The organism is Amycolatopsis endophytica (genome assembly GCF_013410405.1).
In the GTDB taxonomy this organism is placed as follows: Bacteria; Actinomycetota; Actinomycetes; order Mycobacteriales; family Pseudonocardiaceae; genus Amycolatopsis_E; species Amycolatopsis_E endophytica.
This window is the reverse complement of the sequence record NZ_JACCFK010000001.1, coordinates 337673-360048: the sequence shown is the minus strand read 5'-3', so window position 1 is coordinate 360048 and position 22376 is coordinate 337673. Positions and strand designations below refer to the sequence as shown.

Genomic DNA, 22376 nt, shown 5'->3' with positions numbered 1-22376 from the left:
CCTACTTGTTCGGGTCGCGCACCGCACCGGTGTCGGCCGAAGTGGCCATCCGGGCGTAGGCACGCAGTGCGGCCGTGATCGGGCGCTGCCGCTCGGCGGGCTGCCACGGGCGCTCGGAGGCGTCCATCTTCGCGCGGCGCTCGGCCAGCACGTCGGCGTCCACCAGCAGTTCGAGCTTGCGCTCGTGCACGTCGATCAGGATCTGGTCACCCGTCTGCACCAGACCGATCGTGCCGCCGGACGCGGCCTCGGGGGAAATGTGACCGACCGAGATGCCCGACGAGCCGCCGGAGAAGCGGCCGTCGGTGATCAGGGCGCACTTCTTGCCCAGGCCCGAACCCTTCAGGAACGCCGTCGGGTGCAGCATCTCCTGCATGCCCGGCCCGCCCGCCGGACCCTCGTAGCGGATCACGAGCACCTCGCCGGGCTGGATCTTCTTGGCCAGGATGGCCGACACGGCCTCCTCCTGGCTCTCCAGCACGTGCGCCGGACCCTGGAACCGCCAGAGCTCCTCGTCGATGCCCGCCGACTTGATGACGGCTCCGTTCTCGGCCAGGTTGCCGCGCAGGATCGCGAGTCCGCCGTCCTTGGTGTAGGCGTGCTCGATGTCGTGGATGCAGCCACCGGCGGCGTCGGTGTCCAGCGAGCTCCAGCGGTTCGACGTCGAGAACGCCTCCGTGGTGCGGACCCCGCCGGGCGCGGCGTGGAACAGCTCGACCGCCTCGTCCGACGGCGAACCGCCGCGGATGTCCCAGGTGGACAGCCACTGCTCCAGCGTCGGCGAGTGCACCGAGGTGACGCCGGTGTTGAGCAGGCCCGCCCGGTTCAGCTCACCGAGGATCGCCGGGATTCCGCCCGCGCGGTGCACGTCCTCCATGTGGTAGTCGGAGTTCGGCGCGACCTTCGACAGGCACGGCACGCGACGGCCGATGGCGTCGATGTCGTCGATCGTGAAGTCGACCTCGCCCTCCTGCGCGGCGGCGAGGATGTGCAGCACCGTGTTGGTGGAGCCGCCCATCGCCATGTCCAGCGCCATCGCGTTCTCGAACGCCTGGCGGTTGGCGATCGAGCGGGGCAGCACGCTGTCGTCGTCCTCGCCGTACCAGCGCTTGCACAGCTCCATGACGGTGCGGCCGGCGTCTTCGAACAGCTTGCGGCGCGCGGCGTGCGTGGCCAGTGTCGAGCCGTTGCCCGGCAGCGACAGGCCCAGCGCCTCGGTCAGGCAGTTCATGGAGTTCGCGGTGAACATCCCCGAGCACGACCCGCAGGTCGGGCACGCGGAGCGCTCCACGATGGACAGACCGTCCTCGTCCACCGCCGGGTTGGCGGAGGCGGAGATGCTGGTGATCAGGTCGGTCGGGGCGTGCGCGACCCCGTCCACGACGACCGCCTTGCCGGCCTCCATCGGGCCGCCGGAGACGAACACGACCGGGATGTTGAGCCGCATCGCGGCGTTGAGCATGCCCGGCGTGATCTTGTCGCAGTTGGAGATGCACACGAGCGCGTCGGCCTGGTGCGCGTTCACCATGTACTCGACCGAGTCGGCGATGATCTCGCGCGAGGGCAGCGAGTAGAGCATGCCGCTGTGCCCCATCGCGATGCCGTCGTCCACCGCGATCGTGTGGAACTCACGCGCCACGCCACCGGCCTCGCGGATCCCCTCGGCCACGATGTCGCCGAGGTCCTTGAGGTGTACGTGCCCCGGCACGAACTGGGTGTAGGAGTTGGCGATCGCGACGATCGGCTTGCCGAAGTCACCGTCGGTCAGCCCGGTGGCCCGCCAGAGGGACCGGGCACCCGCGGCGTTGCGGCCATGGGTGGTTGTGCGGGAACGCAGAGCAGGCATGCCAGCCAGATTACGCCCGCTCGATCTCCGCGCGGTCATCCGGCGGCCCATCACACACGACAATCGGCGCAGCCCTCCGTCCCGAATAGGAAACCGCAGGTCAGGGCCGGTGTCCACGGAATGGGATCCGGCGTAACCGGGCGCAATGGAACCGGATACGCCGACGCAATACGCGATTCCTAGCTTTCGCCCGACACGAGCGAAGGGATCGCACATGGGCCTCGCTGACAACCCGGAAATGGAAGACTACTCGCTGCGCTACACCCCGGCCGCGTTCCGGAAGTGGTCGCCGTGGATGGTCTTCCTGTCCTGCCTGGTCGGCATCTCCGCGATGGCGGGCTACGCGCTCGACGCCGCCTTCGTGGACGCGTTCGGTTTCGCGAACGCGCTGACCGGTTTCCTGGTCGCGGCCGCGGTGACGCTGCCGCTGACCCTGGTGATCGCCTTCGCGATCGCCCGCAGGCACGTCGACATCGACCTGCTCACCCGCGGCTCCGGCTTCGGGTACCTGGGATCCACGCTGACCTCGCTGGTCTACGCCACGTACACGCTGATCTTCCTCGCCTACGAGGGCGCGATCATGGCGCAGGCGGTGACCGCGCTGTCCGGACTGGACATCCACCTCTCCTACGTCGTGGTGTCGGCGGTGATGATCCCGCTGACCCTGTACGGGATGACGTTCAGCGCCAGGTTCCAGGCGTGGACCTGGCCGATCTGGATCGCGTTGATCGGGCTCGCGCTCGGCACCGCCGCGACGGCTCCGGACGCGGGGCACAACATGGTGCACCCGTCGACCGTCTCGCCCGCCGGGCTGGCCGGGATGACCGTGCTCGCGGTGTTCACGATCGCCGCGGCGCAGTTGTCGCTGGCCACGCAGGTCGGTGAGCAGGGCGACTACCTGCGGCTGATGCCCGATCCGTCGCCGGGGAAGCGGGGGCGCTGGCGGCTGGCGGTGATCATGGGCGGGCCCGGTTTCGCGTTGTTCGCCGTCGGGATCTTCTTCGCCTCGACGCTGCTGGTCGGGTACGCCTCGACGAAGGTCGGGGCCGAGCACGTGGGCGTCCCGGTCGACCTGTTCACCACGGTCTACGAACGGTTGACCGGCAACCACACGGTGGCGCTGATCCTCGCGGGCGTCCTGGTGCTGCTGTCCCAGATCAAGATCAACATCATGAACACCTACTCGGGGTCGCTGTCCTGGTCGAACTTCTTCTCCCGGCTGCTGCACCGCCACCCCGGTCGCGCGGCATGGGTGTTCCTGCAGGTCGGGCTGTCGCTGGTGCTGATGGAGATCGACATCTTCAGCCACATCGTCGAGGTGCTCGCCTGGTACTCCAACGTCGGTGTCGCGTGGATCGCGGCGATGGTGGCCGACCTGGTGATCAACAAGCGCTGGCTCAAGCTGGCGCCACCGCAACTGGTGTTCCACCGCGCGCACCTCTACAACGTCAACCCGGTCGGGTTCGGGTCGATGATCGTGGCCGGTGCCGTGTCGATGGCCGCCTACTACGGCGCGTTCGGGGCCGGGGCGGCCGCGCTGTCGCCGTTCATCGCGCTCGGCCTGGCGCTGGTGCTGCCCCCGGTCGTCGCAGCCGCGACACGCGGACGCTGGTACATCGCCCGCGAGTCGGTGCTGCCCGCAGGCGCCACGGAGCTGCCGTGCTCGGTGTGCGAGGGCAGCTACGACGTCGAAGACATGGCGACGTGCCCCTTCCACGGCGGCACGATCTGCTCCCTGTGCTGCTCCACCGAAGGCGCCTGCCACGACGTCTGCAAACCCAGCGCGTGGCGCCCACCGAGGGGTTCCGTGCCGCTCGGCATGCCGAAGTTCGCCCCCGCGAAGGAACTGGAGGTCGCATGAGCAGCGGTAACACGGCGGTGATGCCGTGGAGACCCATCGGCAAACGACGCTCCTTAGCGTCCCCCGGAATGAGGTCCGCTTCACGTGGTGCGGCGCGGGTTCACGACGTCCGGCGGCTGCGGGACATGATCCGCGCGGCGGTGCAGGGCGGCCGGTACCCCGACGGGCACCTGCCCGCCGAGGCCGAGCTGATGGCCGCCCACGGCGCGTCCCGCGGCACGGTTCGCGAGGCGCTGTCCCTGTTGCGGGCCGAGGGGCTCATCGAGCGGACCCAGGGCATCGGCACGCACGCCGTCGTCCGGCCGGTCGACGAACGGCTCATCGCGGCGCACGGCGCGACCAGCCCGGACGAGCGCAGCCTGCTCAACCGCCGCACGCGGCCGTGGATGCTGGACCGCTCCGAGATCCCGGCGCCCGCCGCGGTCGCCGACCGGCTCGGCGTGCCGGCCGGAACCCCGTGCCTGCGCCTGGAGTACGTCGCGCTCTACGAAGAGGAGCCGATCTGGCTCGCCACCAACTACGCGCTCTTCCCCGAGGCCGGGCGGCTGCGGGACTGCCCGTTCGTGACCGACTGGTACGCGCTCATGGCCGACGCCGGTGTCGAGTTCGGACAGTCCGAGTTCGTCATCGGCGCCGAGCCCGCCGACCCGCTGATCGGCGACATCCTCCGGATCCCGGTCGGCGCGCCCGTCCTGGTCACCGAGCAGACCATCGCCGACCCCGCGGGCCGGTTGTTCGACCTGGCCTTCATCCACACCCGCGCGGACCGGTTCCGGTTCGTCTCGCGCGGCCTCCGACTCCCCGGGAGCGAAGCATGACCCACACCCTCACCGACGCGGCCGCCGCCCTGCGCGACGGCACCACCACGTCCGTCGCACTGACCGAAGCCGCGATCGCCGCCGCCGACCGGCTCGACGGCGAGGTCGGCACCTACCTGCACCGCCTCGACGCCTACGCCCTCGAACGCGCCGCGGAGGCCGACGCCGAACTGGCCCGCGGCGAGGACCGCGGCCCACTGCACGGGATCCCGTTCGGCGTCAAGGACATCATCGCGATGGCCGAGGGCCCGACGACCGCGCAGAGCCTGGTCCTCGATCCGGCCTGGGGGGCGGGCAGGGACGCCCCGGTGGTCGCCCGCCTCAAGGCCGCGGGCGCGGTGATCACGGGCAAGACGTCCACGATGGAGTTCGCGTGCGGTATGCCCGACGACACCAAGCCGTTCCCGGTCCCGCGCAACCCGTGGAACCCCGACACCTGGCCCGGCGGCTCCAGTTCCGGCACCGGCAGCGGCGTCGCGGCCGGGATGTTCCTCGCCGGTCTCGGCACCGACACCGCGGGCAGCATCCGCATCCCGGCGGCGTTCTGCGGGGTCAGCGGCCTGATGCCGACGTTCGGCCGGGTCCCGAAGTCCGGATGCGTGCCGCTCGGGTACAGCCTCGACCACATCGGGCCACTGGCCCGCTCCGCCAAGGACTGCGCCGCGGTGCTGGAGGTGCTGGCCGGACTGGACGCCAGCGACCCCGACTGCGTGGACGCGCCGTTCACCGCGCCGGGGTTCGACGGCGATCTGACCGGGCTGCGGATCGGCGTGGTCCGCGAAGGGCACTTCCCGGACCACGCGGACCCGGCGCTGGAAAGCACGTTCGACGCGGCGGTCGCGGTGCTCGCCGAGCAGGGCGCGACGGTCACCGAGGTCACGCTGCCGTACCGGGCGGAGATGATCACCGCGGACATGGTGACCATGGGCTGCGAGGCTCTGGCCTACCACCGCAATGACCTCGCCGGCCGCTGGGGCGACTACTACGCCGCGACGCGCGCGATGGTGGTGACCGGCGCGATGGTGTCCGGCGCCGACTACGTGCAGGCCCAGCGGGTGCGGCGGGTCGCGCAGGACGCGGTGGCACGGTTGTTCGAGACCGTGGACGTGATCGCCGCGCCCACCGCGGCGGTCGGCGCCCCGGCCTTCGCCAGCCTGACCACACCCACCGGCGGCGTCGACGTGAGCGAGCTGTTCTCGCTGATCTTCACGCCGTACTGGGACAGCGTCGGCAACCCCGTGCTCGCCGTGCCGATGGGCTTCACCGCCGACGGGATGCCGTTGTCACTGCAGCTCGCCGGGCCCGCGTTCGGCGAGGCCGCGATCCTGCGGGCGGGCGACGCGTTCCAGCAGAGCACCGACTGGCACCTGCGCGTGCCGCGGACGGCCGACGTGACCGCGGCCTGAAAGGAGACGGACATGGACGACCTGACGATGACGCGCGGACTGCTCGACGCCGCCGGGCTGGTGGCGAGCGAGGAGGAACTGGCCGCCTACGCGCCGGCGTACGCGGGACAGCGGTTGGCGATGGACGCGCTCTACGCGGTACCGGAGGCGCGCTACACGGATCCGGCGTTGCGGTTCCGGGCCGGGGCGCGGATCGAGGACTGGGCGCGCTGACTCAGCCCTTGCCGTTCTCGGCCTTCTCCTCGGCGGCGGGCTCGGTCTCGGCGTCCAGGTCGTCGGTCAGGCCGCTCGGGTCCTTCATGCGGCCGTCGCTGACCAGGGAGATCACCGGCAGGTGACGGGTGCGGACGGACGGCAGCGGAACCTCGCTGCCGTCCTCCAGCACGGCCCGCACCTTGGCCTTGCCGCTGATCGACAGACCCTTGAGCGAAGACCAGGGCATCTCGCGGTGACCGAACACCGTGCGCACGCTCAGGCCCCGCGTCGAGGCGACCGTGCGGGTGCGCACCACGTACACGAACAACCCGATCGGGATGACGTACATGACCCACAGGCCGGGCACGTCGGCGAAGGCTGCGGGGATCATGCACACCGCCAGGAACACGACGGCGAGCAGGGTGATCAGCGGGACCCGGAAGATCGCCTTCCGGCCCTCCTGCGGGGATTCGGCCACGCCTCCATGGTGCCTTCCGCCGGATGGGACGACTCGGCCGGGTGTGCCCAGTATCCGGGATCACCATCCCGCAGAGTTGACACCCTTCGTCACGACCCGTTAACGTCAGCGCCGTGAACCCGCAGATTGGCCTCGTACTTCCCCCGCGCGTCGACGCGTAGGGATCCATCGAACCCACCTGCGTCGACGCGCGACCCTCGTGCGACCTTGATTGGTCGGCGGGGGTTTTTTGTTGCCCGTGCAGCCCGAACCCAGTCCACCCCACGAGAAGCCCGACGAGACCCACGAGGCAGAACTGATGACAAGCGCCACGTCGCGATCGGAAACGAAACCCGGAGCAACTCCGGCCGCCGCGTCGCCCGCCCAGCTCGGGAGCCGTCCCAAGCCCACCCCGCCCGCCGGCACCCCGGTGCGCGTGACCGGTGCGCAGTCGCTGGTGCGGTCGCTCGAATCGATGGGCGTCGAGGTGGTCTTCGGCATCCCGGGTGGCACCATCCTGCCCGCGTACGACCCGCTTCTGGACTCGACGAAGGTGCGCCACGTGCTCGTCCGCCACGAGCAGGGCGCCGGGCACGCCGCGACCGGGTACGCGCAGGCGACCGGCAAGGTCGGGGTCTGCATGGCGACCTCCGGCCCCGGCGCGACCAACCTGGTCACGCCGCTGGCCGACGCGAACATGGACTCCGTCCCGGTCGTCGCGATCACCGGCCAGCAGACCAGGGCGCTGATCGGCACGGACGCGTTCCAGGAAGCCGACATCTGCGGCATCACCATGCCGGTCACCAAGCACAACTTCCTGGTCACCGATCCGGCCGACATCCCGCGCACGATCGCCGAGGCGTTCCACCTGGCCTGCACCGGCCGTCCCGGCCCGGTGCTCGTCGACATCCCCAAGGACGTTCTACAGGAGCAGACCTCCTTCTCCTGGCCGCCGGAGATGCACCTGCCCGGCTACCGGCCCACGCTGCGCCCGCACGGCAAGCAGGTCCGCGAAGCCGCGAAGCTCATCGCGCAGGCCCGCCGCCCGGTGCTCTACGTCGGCGGCGGCGTGATCAAGTCCCAGGCCCACGCGCAGCTGCTGGAACTGGCCGAGCTGACCGGCATCCCCGTGGTCACCACCCTGATGGCCCGCGGTGCCTTCCCGGACTCGCACCCGCAGCACCTGGGCATGCCCGGGATGCACGGTTCGGTCGCCGCGGTCGCGGCGATGCAGCGCGCCGACCTGCTGATCGCGCTGGGCGCCCGGTTCGACGACCGCGTGACCGGTCAGCTGTCGTCGTTCGCGCCGGAGGCCAAGGTCGTGCACGCCGACATCGACCCGGCGGAGATCTCCAAGAACCGCAAGGCCGACGTGCCGATCGTGGGGGACTGCGCGGAGATCATCACCGAGCTGATCGACGCGGTGAAGTCCGAGTCCGAGCGCACCGGTGAGCCCGACCTGGCCCCGTGGTGGACGCAGGTCCGCTCGTGGCGCGACACGTTCCCGGCAGGCTACGAGTGGCCCGCCGACGGCACCCTCTCGCCGCAGTACGTGATCGAGCGCATCGGCCAGCTCGTCGGCCCGGACGCCGTCTACGCCGCGGGTGTCGGCCAGCACCAGATGTGGGCCGCGCAGTTCATCAAGTACGAGAACCCCCGCACCTGGCTCAACTCCGGTGGCCTCGGCACGATGGGCTACGCCGTGCCCGCCGCGATGGGCGCCAAGTTCGGCGTGCCGGACAAGCAGGTGTGGGCCATCGACGGCGACGGCTGCTTCCAGATGACCAACCAGGAGCTCGCGACCTGCGCCATCGAGGGCGCCCCGATCAAGGTCGCCGTCATCAACAACGGCAACCTCGGCATGGTCCGCCAGTGGCAGAACCTGTTCTACGCCGAGCGGTACTCCAACACCGACCTCGGCACCCACAAGCACCGGATCCCGGACTTCACCCTGCTGGCCGAGGCGCTGGGCTGCGCCGGCTTGAGGTGTGAGACCAAGGACGAGGTCGACGAGGTCATCCGCCGCGCCATGGAGATCAACGACCGCCCGGTGGTGATCGACTTCGTGGTCGGCAAGGACGCCCAGGTCTGGCCCATGGTGGCCGCGGGCACCGGCAACGACGAGATCATGGCCGCGCGCGGCATCCGCCCGCTGTTCGAGGACGACGAGGTTAGCCAGTGACCACGCATACGCTCTCCGTGTTGGTGGAGAATGTCCCCGGGGTGCTCGCCAGAGTCGCCGGGCTGTTCTCCCGCCGCGGTTTCAACATCGAGTCCCTCGCCGTCGGGCCCACGGAAAACCCCGAGGTGTCCCGCATGACCATCGTGGTCGCCGTCGAAGAGCTACCGCTCGAACAGGTGACCAAACAGCTCAACAAGCTGGTCAACGTCATCAAGATCGTGGAACTCGAACCCGCCGTCGCCGTGCAGCGCGAACTGCTGCTGGTCAAGGTGCGGGCGGACGCCACCGTGCGCAGCCAGGTCCTCGAGACCGTCCAGCTGTTCCGTGCGAAGGTGGTCGACGTGTCGCCCGAGGCGCTCACGATCGAGGCCACCGGCACCGGTGACAAGCTCAGTGCCCTTCTGCGCATGCTCGAACCGTATGGCGTGCGTGAGATCGTGCAGTCCGGCATGGTCGCGGTCGGCCGGGGTCCCCGATCCATCACCGCCTCCGCGCCCCGCTAGAAGTTTTTTTGAGAACCGAAAGGAATTCAATCCCCTCATGTCTGTCGAAATCTTCTACGACGACGACGCCGATCTCAGCATCATCCAGGGTCGCAAGGTCGCGGTGATCGGCTACGGCAGCCAGGGCCACGCGCACGCGCTGAGCCTGCGCGACTCCGGGGTCGATGTGCGCATCGGTCTTCCGGAGGGGTCGAAGTCGCGCGCGAAGGCCGAGGAGGAGGGCCTGCGGGTGCTCACCCCGGCGGAGGCGTCCGCCGAGGCCGACCTGATCATGATCCTCGCGCCGGACACCAAGCAGCGCCACATCTACACCGAGGACATCGAGCCGAACCTGAAGGACGGCGACGCGATCTTCTTCGGTCACGGCTTCAACATCCGCTACGAGCTGATCAAGGCGCCGGCCAATGTGGACGTCGCGATGGTCGCCCCCAAGGGCCCCGGCCACCTGGTGCGCCGCCAGTTCGTCGACGGCAAGGGTGTGCCCTGCCTGATCGCGGTCGAGCAGGACCCGTCGGGCAACGCCCAGGCGCTCGCGCTGGCCTACGCCGCCGCCATCGGTGGCGCGCGTGCCGGTGTCATCAAGACCACCTTCAAGGAGGAGACCGAGACCGACCTGTTCGGTGAGCAGGCCGTTCTCTGCGGTGGTACCTCCGCGCTGGTGCAGACCGGTTTCGAGGTGCTGACCGAAGCCGGTTACGCGCCGGAGATCGCCTACTTCGAGGTGCTGCACGAGCTCAAGCTGATCGTCGACCTCATGTACGAGGGCGGCATCGACCGGATGCGCTACTCGATCTCCGACACCGCCGAGTACGGCGACCTCACCCGCGGCCCGCGTGTCGTCACGCCCGCGGTGAAGGAGGAGATGCGCAAGATCCTGGGCGAGATCCAGGACGGCACCTTCGCCCGCGAGTGGGTCGGCGAGGACGAGGAGGGCCGCTCGAACTTCCGCAAGCTGCAGGAAGCGGGCGCCCAGCACCCGATCGAGGAGACCGGCAAGAAGCTCCGCGGCCTCATGTCGTGGGTCGACCGCCCGATCACCGAGACCGCCTAGTCTCATTCGACGCGGAGGGACCTTCCCGGGGGACGCGCCCCGGGGAGGTCCCTTTTCGCGTCCGGAGTTACCGTGATCGCGTGGACGAGAAGGCTGGGGTTCGCGGGGAACTCGATCTCGGCGGGGCGCGGTGGCAGCCGACCGGCGGTGAGCTGGAGTTCGCGCACATCGAGCACGTGGACAAACTCGTCTACACCGCACTGCGCAGGGCGGACGACCCGGACGGCACCATCCTGGTCTTCACACCGTCCGAATGGGACGCTTTCGTGGCAGGCGCCCGCGACGGCGAGTTCCACGACCTCGCGGGCCTGTAGGAAGCGGCGCGCCAGAACACCCGAGCTGGGCCGGACTCGAAAACCCCTGGTCATTCCGGAGCCAGCCCGTCCGGCGAGGACCCTTTTGATCCCTGAAGCCGCGCTCCGCACGGTGAGGTGACCGCTGGGCGCGCCGCCGCCCAGTAGTCGGTCACCTCACGACCTCCCCGCCCCTCCTCGCGGAGGGTGTCGTGTTACATCTCGGCTGGTCGAAGCGATCAGAAATCGAGAAGCGCTGCCACCCGCCGGTGGTTAGCGTGGGTTTCACGGACCGCCCGAACAGATGGAGACGCGATGAGCCCGGCCAAGAGGACGGACACGAAGACGCCCGCGCGGCAGCACGTGGCCGACAGCCACGACCTGATCCGCGTGCACGGTGCCCGCGTGAACAACCTCAAGGACGTCAGCGTCGAGCTGCCCAAGCGCAGGCTGACCGTCTTCACCGGGGTGTCCGGCTCGGGCAAGAGCTCACTGGTGTTCGGCACCATCGCGGCCGAGTCGCAGCGGCTCATCAACGAGACCTACAGCGCCTTCGTGCAGGGGTTCATGCCGACGCTGGCCCGGCCCGAGGTCGACGTGCTGGACGGTCTGACCACGGCGATCATCGTCGACCAGGAGCGGATGGGCGCCGACCCCCGCTCCACCGTCGGCACCGCCACCGACGCCAACGCGATGCTGCGCATCCTGTTCAGCAGGCTCGGCACACCGCACATCGGCTCGCCCCAGGCGTTCTCGTTCAATGTCGCCTCCATCAGCGGCGCGGGCGCGGTCACCATCGAGAAGGCCGGGCAGAAGGTCAAGGAGCGGCGCAGTTTCAACATCATCGGCGGCATGTGCCCCCGCTGCGAGGGCCGCGGCCAGGTCAACGACATCGACCTCACCCAGATCTACGACGAGAACAAGTCGCTCAACGAGGGCGCCGTCACGATCCCGGGCTACAGCATGGAGGGCTGGTACGGCCGCATCTTCCGCGGCTGCGGCTTCTTCGATCCGGACAAGCCGATCAAGAAGTTCACCAAGAAGCAGCTGGGCGACCTGCTGTACAAGGAAGCGACCAAGATCAAGGTCGAGGGCGTCAACCTGACCTACCTCGGTCTGGTGCCGCAGATCCAGAAGTCGTTCCTGTCCAAGGACGTCGACGCGATGCAGCCGCACATCCGCGCGTTCGTGGAGCGGGTGGTGACCTTCCAGACCTGCCCCGACTGCGACGGCACCCGGCTGTCCGCCGAAGCCCGGTCGTCGAAGATCGAAGGCATCAGCATCGCCGACGCGTGCGCCATGCAGATCAGTGATCTCGCGGAATGGGTGTCCGGCCTGCGGGAGCCGTCGGTCGCGCCGCTGCTCACGGCCCTGCGGCACACGCTCGACTCGTTCGTCGGGATCGGCCTGGGCTACCTCAGCCTCGACCGCCGCTCGGGCACCCTGTCCGGTGGCGAGGCACAGCGGACGAAGATGATCCGGCACCTCGGCTCGTCGCTGACCGACGTCACCTACGTCTTCGACGAGCCGACGATCGGCCTGCACCCGCACGACATCCAGCGCATGAACGGCCTGCTGCTGCAGCTGCGCGACAAGGGCAACACGGTGCTGGTCGTGGAGCACAAGCCGGAGGCGATCGCGATCGCCGACCACGTCGTCGACCTGGGCCCGCGCGCCGGTTCCGGTGGTGGTCAGGTGATGTTCGAGGGCACCGTCGAAGGGCTGCGGGCCAGCGACACGATCACCGGGCGGCACCTGGACGACCGCGCCTCGCTCAAGGAGTCGGTGCGCGAGCCCTCGGGCAAGCTGGAGATCCGCGGCGCGGCCACCCACAACCTGCGCGACGTCGACGTCGACATCCCGTTGGGCGTGCTCGTCGTCGTCACCGGGGTGGCGGGTTCGGGCAAGAGCTCGCTGATCCACGGTTCGGTGGCCGGGCGGGACGGCGTCGTCACGGTCGACCAGACCGGCATCCGCGGCTCCCGCCGCAGCAACCCGGCCACCTACACCGGACTGCTGGAGCCGATCCGCAAGGCGTTCGCCAAGGCCAACGGCGTGAAGCCGGCGTTGTTCAGCGCCAACTCCGAGGGCGCCTGCCCCAACTGCAACGGTGCCGGCGTGATCTACACCGACCTGGGCATGATGGCCGGGGTCGCGGCGTCGTGCGAGGTGTGCGAGGGCAAGCGGTTCCAGGCCGCGGTGCTGGACTACGAGTTCGGCGGCCGGAACATCAGCGAGGTGCTCGGCATGTCGGTCGCGGAGGCGGGCGAGTTCTTCTCCGGCGGCGAGGCGAAGACCCCCGCGGCGGCCAAGATCCTCACCCACCTGTCCGACGTCGGGCTCGGCTACCTGACCCTCGGCCAGCCGCTCACCACGCTGTCCGGCGGTGAGCGGCAGCGCATCAAGCTGGCCACGCACATGTCGAACAGCGGCGGGGTCTACATCCTCGACGAGCCGACCACCGGCCTGCACCTCGCCGACGTGCAACAGCTGCTCGGCCTGCTCGACCGCCTCGTCGACTCCGGCAAGTCGGTGATCGTGATCGAGCACCACCAGGCGGTGATGGCGCACGCGGACTGGATCATCGACCTCGGCCCCGGCGCCGGTCACGACGGGGGACAGATCGTTTTCGAGGGCACGCCCGCACAGCTGGCCGCCAAACGCTCCACACTGACCGGCGAGCACCTGGCGGACTACGTGGGCGCCTGACCGAGCGCGGACCGGGCGGCGGCGACGAGTTCCGGCAGCCGCCCGGCCGCCGCCGCGAACGCGACGTGGTCGGCGTAGTCGCGGGACTCGGTGATGCGCCCACCGGAGACCCTGCTGACGAAGATGTTGTGCGCCACCAGCGCGTCCCCGGTGTAGGTGAACTCGGTGACGATCATCTCCGGGTCGATGCCCTGGTGGAACACCACGTTCCGCGGTGCCGGGACCGCGGAGGGGCCGCCCGCGAAGTGCTCGCGCAGTTCGTCCCGGCCGCGCAGCGCGGGCGCGCCGGGATGGAAGGGGTGCGTGACGTACGCGTCCTCGGCGTAGAGGTCCGCGCGGGATTCCAGCGGAAGGGTCAGGAGCCGGAGCAGGACCGACTGGGGTGAGCCGTCCGGAACCTCGGGCAGGGGTCCGCCCGGCACCGGCCCGGGTGGCGTCGCCTCGACCGGCGCGGAACGGGCGACCGCCATCAGCAGGTGGTCGTGGTAGTCGCGCGAGTGCGTGATCAGGCCGTCACGCACCCGCACGACCTGCACGTTCGCCGTCGTGCAGCCGGGGAACCGGTAGCCGTACTCGGCGATGACGACCTCCGGGTCGGTCGTCTCGTGCAGCACGACGTCGAATGCTTCGAGTTTCCGGCCCGAGGCTCTCGCGAAGTGCTCTTCGAGGGCTTGCCGCCCGGTGAGGCGCGTCTTGAGCAAGGGGTGCTCGACGACGGTGTCCGTCGCGTAGAGGGCGGCCAGTTCCGTCCAACGGCCCGCGGTGATACCGGCGATGAGGGAGCCGACGACTTCGGCGGGGGATCGGGTCATGCAGCCAACTATACGGAGTTTGTACTCCGTTTACGTCGTCTCGCCGGGTTGCGCTCCCGTTAACAGCCCCGGTGAGCAGCGCGACTAGACTCGCGGGCGTCGTTCGAGCACAGCTGCGTCCACGGGAGCCTTAACGTGACCAACCCCAGCAAGCCGGTCGTCCTCATCGCCGAAAAGCTCGCCCCCTCCACGATCTCCGTGTTCGGTGACGAGGTCGAGGTCCGGCACGTGGACGGCACCGACCGCCCCGCGCTGCTGGAGGCGGTGAAGAGCGCCGACGCGCTGCTGGTCCGCTCCGCCACCAAGGTGGACGCCGAGGTGCTGGCCGCCACCACCCGACTCAAGGTCGTCGCCCGCGCCGGGGTCGGCCTGGACAACGTCGAGGTCCCGGCCGCGACCGAGCGCGGTGTGCTCGTGGTGAACGCACCGACCTCCAACATCGTCTCGGCCGCCGAGCACGCCGTCGCGCTGCTGCTCGCCGTCGCCCGCCGCGTGCCTGCCGCCAACCAGAGCCTGCAGGGCGGCGCCTGGAAGCGCAGCCAGTACACCGGTGTCGAGCTCAACGGCAAGACCGTCGGCGTCGTCGGCTTCGGCAAGATCGGGCAGCTGTTCGCACAGCGCCTCGCCGCCTTCGACACCAAGATCGTCGCCTACGACCCCTACGTGCCCGCCGCCCGCGCCGCGCAGCTGGGCGTCGAGATGCTCAGCCTCGACGAGCTGCTCGCCCGCGCCGACATGATCTCGATCCACCTGCCGAAGACTCCCGAGACCAAGGGGCTGATCGACGCCGAGGCGCTCAAGAAGACCAAGCCGGGCGTGATCATCGTCAACGCCGCGCGCGGTGGCCTGATCAACGAGGAAGCACTGGCCGAGTCGATCCGCAACGGTCACGTCGGCGGCGCCGGCATCGACGTGTTCGTCACCGAGCCGACCACCGAGAGCCCGCTGTTCGGTCTGCCCAACGTGGTCGTCACCCCGCACCTGGGGGCCTCGACCGCCGAGGCGCAGGACCGCGCGGGCACCGATGTCGCGCGTTCGGTGCTGCTGGCGTTGCGCGGCGACTTCGTGCCGGACGCGGTCAACGTGGCCAGTGGTGGCGTGGTGGGCGAGGAGGTCCGCCCGTACCTGCCGCTGACCCAGAAGCTGGGCACCGTCCTGGCCGCGCTGAGCCAGAAGGCGCCCTCGGCCGTCAAGGTCGAGGTGCGCGGCGAACTGTCCTCGGAGGACGTCAGCGTGCTGTCGCTGGCCGCGTTGCGGGGGGTGTTCTCCGGTGTGGTCGAGGATCAGGTCACGTTCGTCAACGCGCCGCGGCTGGCCGAGGAGTTCGGCGTGCGCACCGAGATCGTCACCGAGCCGGAGAGCCCGAACTGGCGCAGCCTGGTCACCGTGCGCGCGGTGCAGGAGGACGGCAGCGTGCTGTCGGTGTCGGGTTCGGTCACCGGCAACAACCAGGTGCAGAAGCTGGTCGAGGTCAACGGCCGCCACTTCGACCTGCGCGCCGAGGGCCACCTGCTGCTCCTGGAGTACCCGGACCGCCCGGGCATCATGGGCCGCGTGGGCACCCTGCTGGGGGAGGCATCGGTGAACATCGAGGCGGCGCAGATCAGCCAGACCACGGACCGCTCGGACGCGGTCATGCTGCTGCGCGTCGACCGCGAGGTGGACTCCCACCTGCTGGAGCCGATCGCGGCGACCGTGGGTGCCCGCACCATTCGCGCCGTCACGTTCGGATAACACGAAACCCCTTCCAAAGTCGGATTACTCCGATCCGCTCTAGGCGCATCGCACGGGCACCGGCTAAGTTCGCAGCCTCGTCATGATCCGAGTGAGGATGCGAACACCATGAGAATCGGGACCCGGCGGTCGCTCGCGGCCGTGTTCACCGCGGCCTTGGCCGCGACCGGTTTCGCGTCGGGAAGCGCGGCGGCTCAGGACGAGCCGCTCGCTCCCGGCGTGCCGGTGGCCAAGGTCTCGGCGGACGGCTTGCAGGGCAAGCTGTCGCCGCGGCTGGCCTCGGCTTCGGGCCGGACCACCGCCTTCGTCGAGCTCACCCAGCAGCCCGCGGTGGACGCGTTCAACGCGCAGCGCGGAGCGGGCAAGGACCGCGCGAAGCAGGCGGCCAACGACGCCCGCGCCGGTGTGGCCGGTGTGGTGAACTCCGTGCTGGGTCAGCTGCGGTCGCTCGACGCGGGCACCGAGGTCCTGTACTCGACCGCGAACGCGGTGTCCGGCGTGGTCGTCACCGCCGACGCCGCGAAGATCCGTGAACTGGCCGCGCGGGCCGATGTCGCGTCGATCCGCACGGTGGTGCCCAAAACGCGCACCAACTCCAGCGCGGCGCAGCTGACCGACACCCTCACCGCGTGGCAGCAGACCGGACGGCTCGGCGACGGCGTCAAGGTCGGCGTGATCGACGACGGCATCGACTACACGCACGCCGACTTCGGGGGACCGGGCACGAAGGAGGCCTACGAGTCGGTCGACCGGGCCGCGGAGACGCCGCTGTTCCCCAACGCCAAGGTGGTCGGCGGCACCGACCTCGTCGGCGACGACTACGACGCGGGCACCGACGGCGCGGACACCCCCAAACCGGACCCGAACCCGATCGCGTGCGGCGAGCACGGCACCCACGTCGCCGGAACGGTGGGTGGCTACGGCGTCAACGCCGACGGCTCCACCTTCACCGGCGACTACTCCAAGCTGACCGCCGACACCCTGAACACGATGCAGATCGGCCCGGGCATGGCGCCCAAGGCGTCGCTGTACGCGATCAAGGTGTTCGGCTGCGCGGGTTCGACGGACGTCACCTCGCAGGCGCTGGACTGGGCGCTGGATCCCAACGGCGACGGTGACTTCGACGACCACCTCGACATCGTCAACCTGTCGCTGGGCAGCGACTTCGGCGCGCCGGACGACCCGGACTCGCTGTTCGTGCGCAAGCTCGCCGCCAACGACGTCCTGTCCGTCATCGCCGAGGGCAACGGCGGCGACCTCTACGACGTCGGCGGCTCGCCGGGCAACACGCCGGAGGCGCTGACCGTGGCGTCCACCCGGGACGCTTCGGTCCTGCGCGACGCGGCGGACGTGACCGCTCCGGCCGATGTGGCTGGCATCAAGGGCGGTCAGTACAGCCAGGACTACACCGGCTACGACACCCTCGACCTGACCGCGCCGGTGGCGAAGCTGTCGGCGGCCAACGACGACGGCTGCGCACCCTATTCCGAGGCCGACACGGCCGCGGTCGCGGGTAAGTTCGCGTGGCTGGAGTGGGACGACGACGACGCCACCCGCGAATGCGGTTCGGCGGTGCGTGCCAACAACGCGCAGGCCGCCGGCGCCACGGGTGTCCTGCTGTCCTCGGGCGTGGAGCACTTCGGTGCCGCGATCGCGGGCAACTCGGCGATCCCGATGTTCCAGTTCACCGCCTCGGCGACGAACCAGATCCGCCCGGCCCTGGACACGGGCGGGCTCACGGTCCGCCTCTACGGCGAGGGCCGCGCGAGTCTGCCGACCAGCGACCCGGCGATCACCGACACCCCCAGCTCGTTCACCTCGCGCGGGGTGCGCGGCCCGTCGGTCAAGCCGGACGTGGCCGCCCCCGGTGACACCATCACTTCGGCGCTGCGCGGCAGCGGCAACGGTCGCATCTCCCTGTCCGGCACGTCGATGGCCACGCCGCTGACCGCCGGCGTCACCGCGCTGCTGCGCCAGGCACACCCCGGCTGGAGCGTCGAGGAGATCAAGGCGCTGGTGATGAACACCGCCGGGCACGACGTGACCGCCGACGGCAAGACCTACGCCCCGCAGCGGGTCGGCGCGGGCCGCCTGGACGCCCGGGCCGCGCTGGACGACCAGGTGCTGGCCTACTCGCGGGACGATCGTGGCGCCGTGAGCGTCACCTTCGGCACCGTCGAGGTCGACCGGCCGACCACCCTCACCAAAACCATCCAGGTGGTCAACAAGGGTGACAACTGGGTCCGCTACAACGTCGCCTACGGGGGCATCACCAACCTGCCCGGCGTGCAGTACCAGCTGTCGGAGCGGTCGGTGACGGTGGCGCCGCACGGCAGCACGGCCGTCCGCGTCACGCTGCGGATCACCGATCCGACGGCGTTGCGCAAGGTCATCGACCCGACGGTCGCGACCGAGCAGGCCGGGCTGGCCCGGCAGTTCGTCGCCGACGCCTCCGGCCGGGTCGTGCTGACCCCGCTCGCCGGTCTCAGCCCCGCCCTGCGGGTGCCGGTGTATTCGGCGCCGAAGCCGGTCTCGAACATCGACACCCCGCGCTCGCTCGACTTCCGCTCCGACACCGCGCGGTTCACGCTGAGCGGCCGTGGCGTCGACCAGGGCACCGCCAGCCAGCGTTACGAATCGCTGATCAGCGTCCTGGAGCTGCAGGGCCAGTCGCCGGAGCTGCCGGAATGCCGCGGCAAGCTGACCGACGGCTGCACGATCAACGACACCGCCAAGGGCGGTGACCTGCGGTACGTCGGCGCGGCGTCCAACATCGCGCAGGCCAGGCAGGAGGGGCACGCCGACCAGGCGCTGCTCGCGTTCGGGATCTCGACGTGGGGCAACTGGGCGAACCTGGGCAGCAACACGATCCCCTTCGTGGACATCGACACCACCGGCGACGGCGCCGCGGACTTCGAGTCCTACGTGACCAAGCCGTCGGGCACGGACGCCTGGCTGGTCAACACCGTCGACCTGAACACCGAGGGCTTCCCGACGGTGGACGTGCAGGCGCTCAACGGGCAGCTCGGCGACGTGGACACCAACGTGTTCGACACCGACGTCGCGTTGCTGCCGGTCAGCATCTCCGCGCTGGGCATCGATCCGGCCGCGGCCTCGCACCGGATCAGCTACACGGTCGGCGTCGCCGGGTACTACACGGCGCCGAGCAGCGAGGACGGGCTGGTGGACTCGATCAGCACGCCGATGTCGTTCGACCCGCTCGCGCCGGGCTACTCGGTTTCCGGGGCCAACGGTGCCGCGCTGATGTACTCGGCGAAGCCCGGTACGTCGCTGGAGGTGACCCGCAACGCGGGTTCCGCGCAGGCCGACACCGTGCTCGGACTGCTCGCGCTGGAGCACCACAACGCAGGCGGCGACCGGGTGAGCGTGATCCGCGTGAACGGGGGTCGGCTGGGCTGACAACCGGGCTCAATCCGCCATCCGGGTGTCTCACTTCGCGGGAGATTCCGTCATAAGGGTGGTGCCGCTTCGGTCCCTTGGCGACAGCCGGTAACCTGCCGTCGCTGGAGTATGTGGGCAAACGGGCGCGAACGAGCCCCGTGGCCCTGATCGACGGAGGTGTCTGATGCGGCTCGCGGTGATCCCAGGTGATGGGATCGGACCCGAAGTGATCACCGAGGCCCTGAAGGTACTCGGCGAGGTCGCCCCGACGGTGGAGTACACGAACTACGACCTCGGCGCGGCCCGCTGGCACGCCACCGGTGAGCTGCTGCCCGAATCGGTACTGGGTGAGCTCCGGCAGCACGACGCGATCCTGCTGGGCGCGGTCGGCGACCCGACCGTGCCCAGCGGCATCCTCGAACGCGGTCTGCTGCTGCGCCTGCGGTTCGAGCTGGACCACCACGTCAACCTGCGCCCCGGCAAGCTGTACCCGGGGGTGCGCGGCCCCCTGGCCGACACGAACGCCGACATCGACATGGTGGTCGTGCGGGAGGGCACCGAAGGCCCGTACGCGGGCAACGGCGGTCTGCTGCGCAAGGACACCGAGCACGAGATCGCCACCGAGGTGAGCGTCAACACCGCGTTCGGCATCCGCCGCGTGGTGTCCGACGCGTTCAAGCGGGCCGAGGAGCGGCCGCGCAAGCACCTCACGCTGGTGCACAAGACCAACGTGCTGCTGCACGCCGGTTCGTTGTGGTCGCGGATCGTGGAAGAGGTGTCGCTGGAGCACCCGGACGTCACGGTCGCCTACTCGCACGTCGACGCCGCGACCATCCACCTGGTCACCGACCCGGCGCGCTTCGACGTGATCGTCACCGACAACCTGTTCGGCGACATCATCACCGACCTGGTGGCCGCGGTCACCGGCGGCATCGGGCTCGCGGCCAGCGGCAACCTGGACATCACGCGCCGCAACCCGAGCATGTTCGAGCCGGTGCACGGCAGCGCGCCGGACATCGCCGGACAGGGCATCGCCGACCCGACCGCCGCCGTGCTGTCGGTGTCGCTGCTGCTGGACCACCTGGGCCAGCGCGAGGCGGCCCGCCGGATCGAGGCGTCCGTCGCCTTCGACCTGGCCACCCGTGACCAGGCGAACCCGGGCACCACGACGGCAATCGGCGACCGGCTGGCGGCGCTGGTTTCCTCGAACACGCGGCCCGTCGGCTGAGTTTTCCGTGGTGAAGGCCATCCCCGGTCCGGGGGTGGCCTTCACCGCTTTTTTGCCTCTTCGCGTGACCGTGTGGCATGATGCGGACATGGCTTCTTCCGCCGTGATCATTATCGGCAGGCGCGTCGGGTAGTGTCCGCATCGGACACCCGGCGCGCAGACCTCTCGCATTTCGCGGGAGGTTTTTTTTGTTGCCCGAGAAGCCGCATCCCACCACGAGGAGACGACCGTGACCCGCACGGAGCCCGCCGGACTGCCGCTCGGCGACGACTTCCACCTGTACGACACGACGTTGCGGGACGGGGCCCAGCGCGAGGGCATCTCCTATTCGGTGGGGGACAAGCTGGCGGTCGCGCGCCTGCTCGACGAGCTGGGCGTCGGGTTCATCGAGGGCGGGTGGCCGGGCGCGCTGCCGAAGGACACCGAGTTCTTCGCCCGCGCCGCGTCCGGTGAGCTGATCCTCAAGCACGCCGCGCTCGTCGCGTTCGGGTCGACGCGCAAGGCGGGCGTGCAAGCGGCCGAGGACAAGCAGGTCCGGGCGCTGCTGGACGCGCAGGCGCCGGTGGTCACGCTGGTGGCCAAGTCCGACCGGCGCCATATCGAACGGGCGCTGCGCGTGGACGTCGACGAGGCTTGCGCGATGGTGCGTGACACCGTTGCTTTCCTGGTCGGCGAGGGGCGTCGCGTCTTCCTCGACGCCGAGCACTTCTTCGACGGCTACGCCTTCGACCCGGACACCTCCCTGCGCGTTCTCGACGCCGCCGCGACCGCCGGTGCCGACGTCGTGGTGTTGTGCGACACCAACGGCGGCCGGTTGCCGCTCGGGCTCGCCGAAACCGTGCGGGAGGTCTCCGAGCGGACCGGGTTCCGGCTCGGCATCCACTGCCAGGACGACACTTCCTGCGCCGTGGCCAACAGCATCGCGGCGGTCCAGGCCGGCGCGACACACGTGCAGTGCACCGCGAACGGTTACGGGGAACGGGCGGGCAACGCCGACCTGTTCGCCGTGACGGGAAACCTGGTGACCAAGCTCGGCATGTCCGTGCTCCCGACCGGAGCCGAAGCCGAGCTGACCCGCGTCTCCCATGCTCTTGCCGAAATCGCGAACATCGCCCCCGACACCCACCAGGCCTATGTCGGGGCGTCGGCCTTCGCCCACAAAGCGGGGCTGCACGCGAGCGCGATCAAGGTGGATCCGTTGCTGTACAACCACATCGATCCCTCTTCCGTCGGCAACGACATGCGGGTGCTGGTCACCGAGATGGCCGGCAGGGCGAGCCTCGAACTCAAGGGACGTGAGCTCGGAGTGGACCTTGCCGGCCGGCCCGAGGCGCTGACCAACGCGGTCGGCAAGATCAAGCGGCTGGAGGCGGAGGGCTGGTCGTTCGAGGCCGCCGACGCGTCGCTGGAGCTGTTGCTGCGCCGGGAGGTCGACGGCCCGGTCGCGCCGCCGTTCACCCTGGAGTCCTACCGCGTCGTGCTCGACCACCGCAGCGACGGGGAGGTGATCTCCGAGGCGACGGTCAAGGTGCACGTCGGCGGCGAGCGGGTGATCGCCACCGCCGAGGGCAACGGCCCCGTGCACGCGCTGGACGCGGCGCTGCGCAAGGCGCTCTCGCCGTCGCTGTCCTGGTTGGACAGTGTCGAGCTGGCCGACTACAAGGTGCGCATCCTGCCCGGCCATCCGGGCACCGACGCGGTCACCCGGGTACTGGTGAACTCCGGCGACGGTGACAGCGAGTGGACGACGGTCGGCGTGCACGGCAACATCGTCGAGGCCAGCTGGCTCGCCCTCTGCGACGCGCTGGTGCACAAGAGCCTGCGGGTCTGAGGGCGGGACTCGCCCCCTGCACCGGGTCCCGCCGAGCCGACATCGTGG

16 protein-coding genes are annotated in these 22376 nt (G+C 70.0%); 13 read left to right on the top strand and 3 right to left on the bottom strand.

Annotation, left to right across the window (positions count from 1 at the left end; translation table 11 throughout):
- Position 1: 1 nt before the first annotated feature.
- Positions 2–1846 (bottom strand): dihydroxy-acid dehydratase, encoded by a 1845-nt coding sequence (gene ilvD, locus HNR02_RS01715; protein WP_179771476.1) that lies wholly within the window; start codon positions 1844–1846, stop codon positions 2–4.
- A 214-nt stretch (positions 1847–2060) separates the two neighbouring features.
- Here ilvD and HNR02_RS01710 point away from each other — a divergent pair, with 214 nt between their 5' ends.
- The 4 genes from HNR02_RS01710 to HNR02_RS01695 all read left to right on the top strand — a co-directional run bounded on the left by HNR02_RS01710 (position 2061) and on the right by HNR02_RS01695 (position 6144).
- Positions 2061–3707 (top strand): purine-cytosine permease family protein, encoded by a 1647-nt coding sequence (locus HNR02_RS01710; RefSeq protein WP_179771475.1) that lies wholly within the window; start codon positions 2061–2063, stop codon positions 3705–3707.
- A gap of 68 nt (positions 3708–3775) precedes the next feature.
- Positions 3776–4525 carry a GntR family transcriptional regulator gene (locus HNR02_RS01705; protein WP_179771474.1) on the top strand — a complete coding sequence of 250 codons (750 nt, stop codon included), beginning with the start codon at positions 3776–3778 and terminating at the stop codon, positions 4523–4525.
- Positions 4522–5931 carry an amidase gene (locus HNR02_RS01700; protein WP_179771473.1) on the top strand — a complete coding sequence of 470 codons (1410 nt, stop codon included), beginning with the start codon at positions 4522–4524 and terminating at the stop codon, positions 5929–5931. The genes HNR02_RS01705 and HNR02_RS01700 overlap by 4 nt, the downstream gene beginning before the upstream one ends.
- Positions 5932–5943: 12 nt before the next feature.
- Entirely contained in the window at positions 5944–6144 is a 201-nt protein-coding gene (locus HNR02_RS01695) for a hypothetical protein (protein WP_179771472.1), read from the top strand.
- Between the two features lies 1 nt (position 6145).
- Here HNR02_RS01695 and HNR02_RS01690 read toward each other — a convergent pair whose 3' ends face one another.
- Positions 6146–6604 (bottom strand): PH domain-containing protein, encoded by a 459-nt coding sequence (locus tag HNR02_RS01690; protein WP_179771471.1) that lies wholly within the window; start codon positions 6602–6604, stop codon positions 6146–6148.
- Positions 6605–6902: 298 nt separating this feature from the next.
- Between HNR02_RS01690 and HNR02_RS01685 the strand changes: the two genes are divergently transcribed.
- The 5 genes from HNR02_RS01685 (at position 6903) to HNR02_RS01665 (ending at position 13321) form a co-directional block, all read left to right on the top strand.
- Positions 6903–8765, top strand: a complete 1863-nt coding sequence (locus HNR02_RS01685; protein ID WP_179771470.1) for an acetolactate synthase large subunit — start codon at positions 6903–6905, stop codon at positions 8763–8765.
- Entirely contained in the window at positions 8762–9268 is a 507-nt protein-coding gene (gene ilvN, locus HNR02_RS01680) for an acetolactate synthase small subunit (RefSeq protein ID WP_179771469.1), read from the top strand. The genes HNR02_RS01685 and ilvN overlap by 4 nt, the downstream gene beginning before the upstream one ends.
- A 37-nt stretch (positions 9269–9305) precedes the next feature.
- Complete coding sequence (gene ilvC / locus HNR02_RS01675) at positions 9306–10319, top strand: ketol-acid reductoisomerase (protein ID WP_179771468.1); 1014 nt, start codon at positions 9306–9308, stop codon at positions 10317–10319.
- 80 nt (positions 10320–10399) lie between these two features.
- Positions 10400–10633: a DUF397 domain-containing protein gene (locus HNR02_RS01670; protein WP_179771467.1), complete on the top strand. Its 234-nt coding sequence runs from the start codon at positions 10400–10402 to the stop codon at positions 10631–10633.
- Between the two features lie 294 nt (positions 10634–10927).
- Positions 10928–13321 carry an ATP-binding cassette domain-containing protein gene (locus tag HNR02_RS01665; protein WP_179771466.1) on the top strand — a complete coding sequence of 798 codons (2394 nt, stop codon included), beginning with the start codon at positions 10928–10930 and terminating at the stop codon, positions 13319–13321.
- Here the strand turns inward: HNR02_RS01665 and HNR02_RS01660 are convergent.
- Positions 13306–14133, bottom strand: a complete 828-nt coding sequence (locus tag HNR02_RS01660) for a nuclear transport factor 2 family protein (protein WP_179771465.1) — start codon at positions 14131–14133, stop codon at positions 13306–13308. The genes HNR02_RS01665 and HNR02_RS01660 overlap by 16 nt on opposite strands.
- A 135-nt stretch (positions 14134–14268) precedes the next feature.
- Here HNR02_RS01660 and serA point away from each other — a divergent pair, with 135 nt between their 5' ends.
- The 4 genes from serA to cimA all read left to right on the top strand — a co-directional run bounded on the left by serA (position 14269) and on the right by cimA (position 22328).
- On the top strand, positions 14269–15867 hold the full coding sequence (gene serA / locus HNR02_RS01655; RefSeq protein ID WP_179771464.1) for a phosphoglycerate dehydrogenase: 1599 nt from the start codon (positions 14269–14271) through the stop codon (positions 15865–15867).
- Positions 15868–15975: 108 nt separating this feature from the next.
- A complete protein-coding gene (locus HNR02_RS01650; protein WP_179771463.1) occupies positions 15976–19287 on the top strand; it encodes a S8 family peptidase in 3312 nt (1103 codons plus the stop codon).
- Positions 19288–19453: 166 nt separating this feature from the next.
- Positions 19454–20497, top strand: coding sequence for a 3-isopropylmalate dehydrogenase (locus HNR02_RS01645; protein WP_179771462.1), 1044 nt, complete (start codon positions 19454–19456; stop codon positions 20495–20497).
- 229 nt (positions 20498–20726) lie between these two features.
- Complete coding sequence (gene cimA, locus HNR02_RS01640) at positions 20727–22328, top strand: citramalate synthase (protein WP_179771461.1); 1602 nt, start codon at positions 20727–20729, stop codon at positions 22326–22328.
- Positions 22329–22376: the final 48 nt, after the last annotated feature.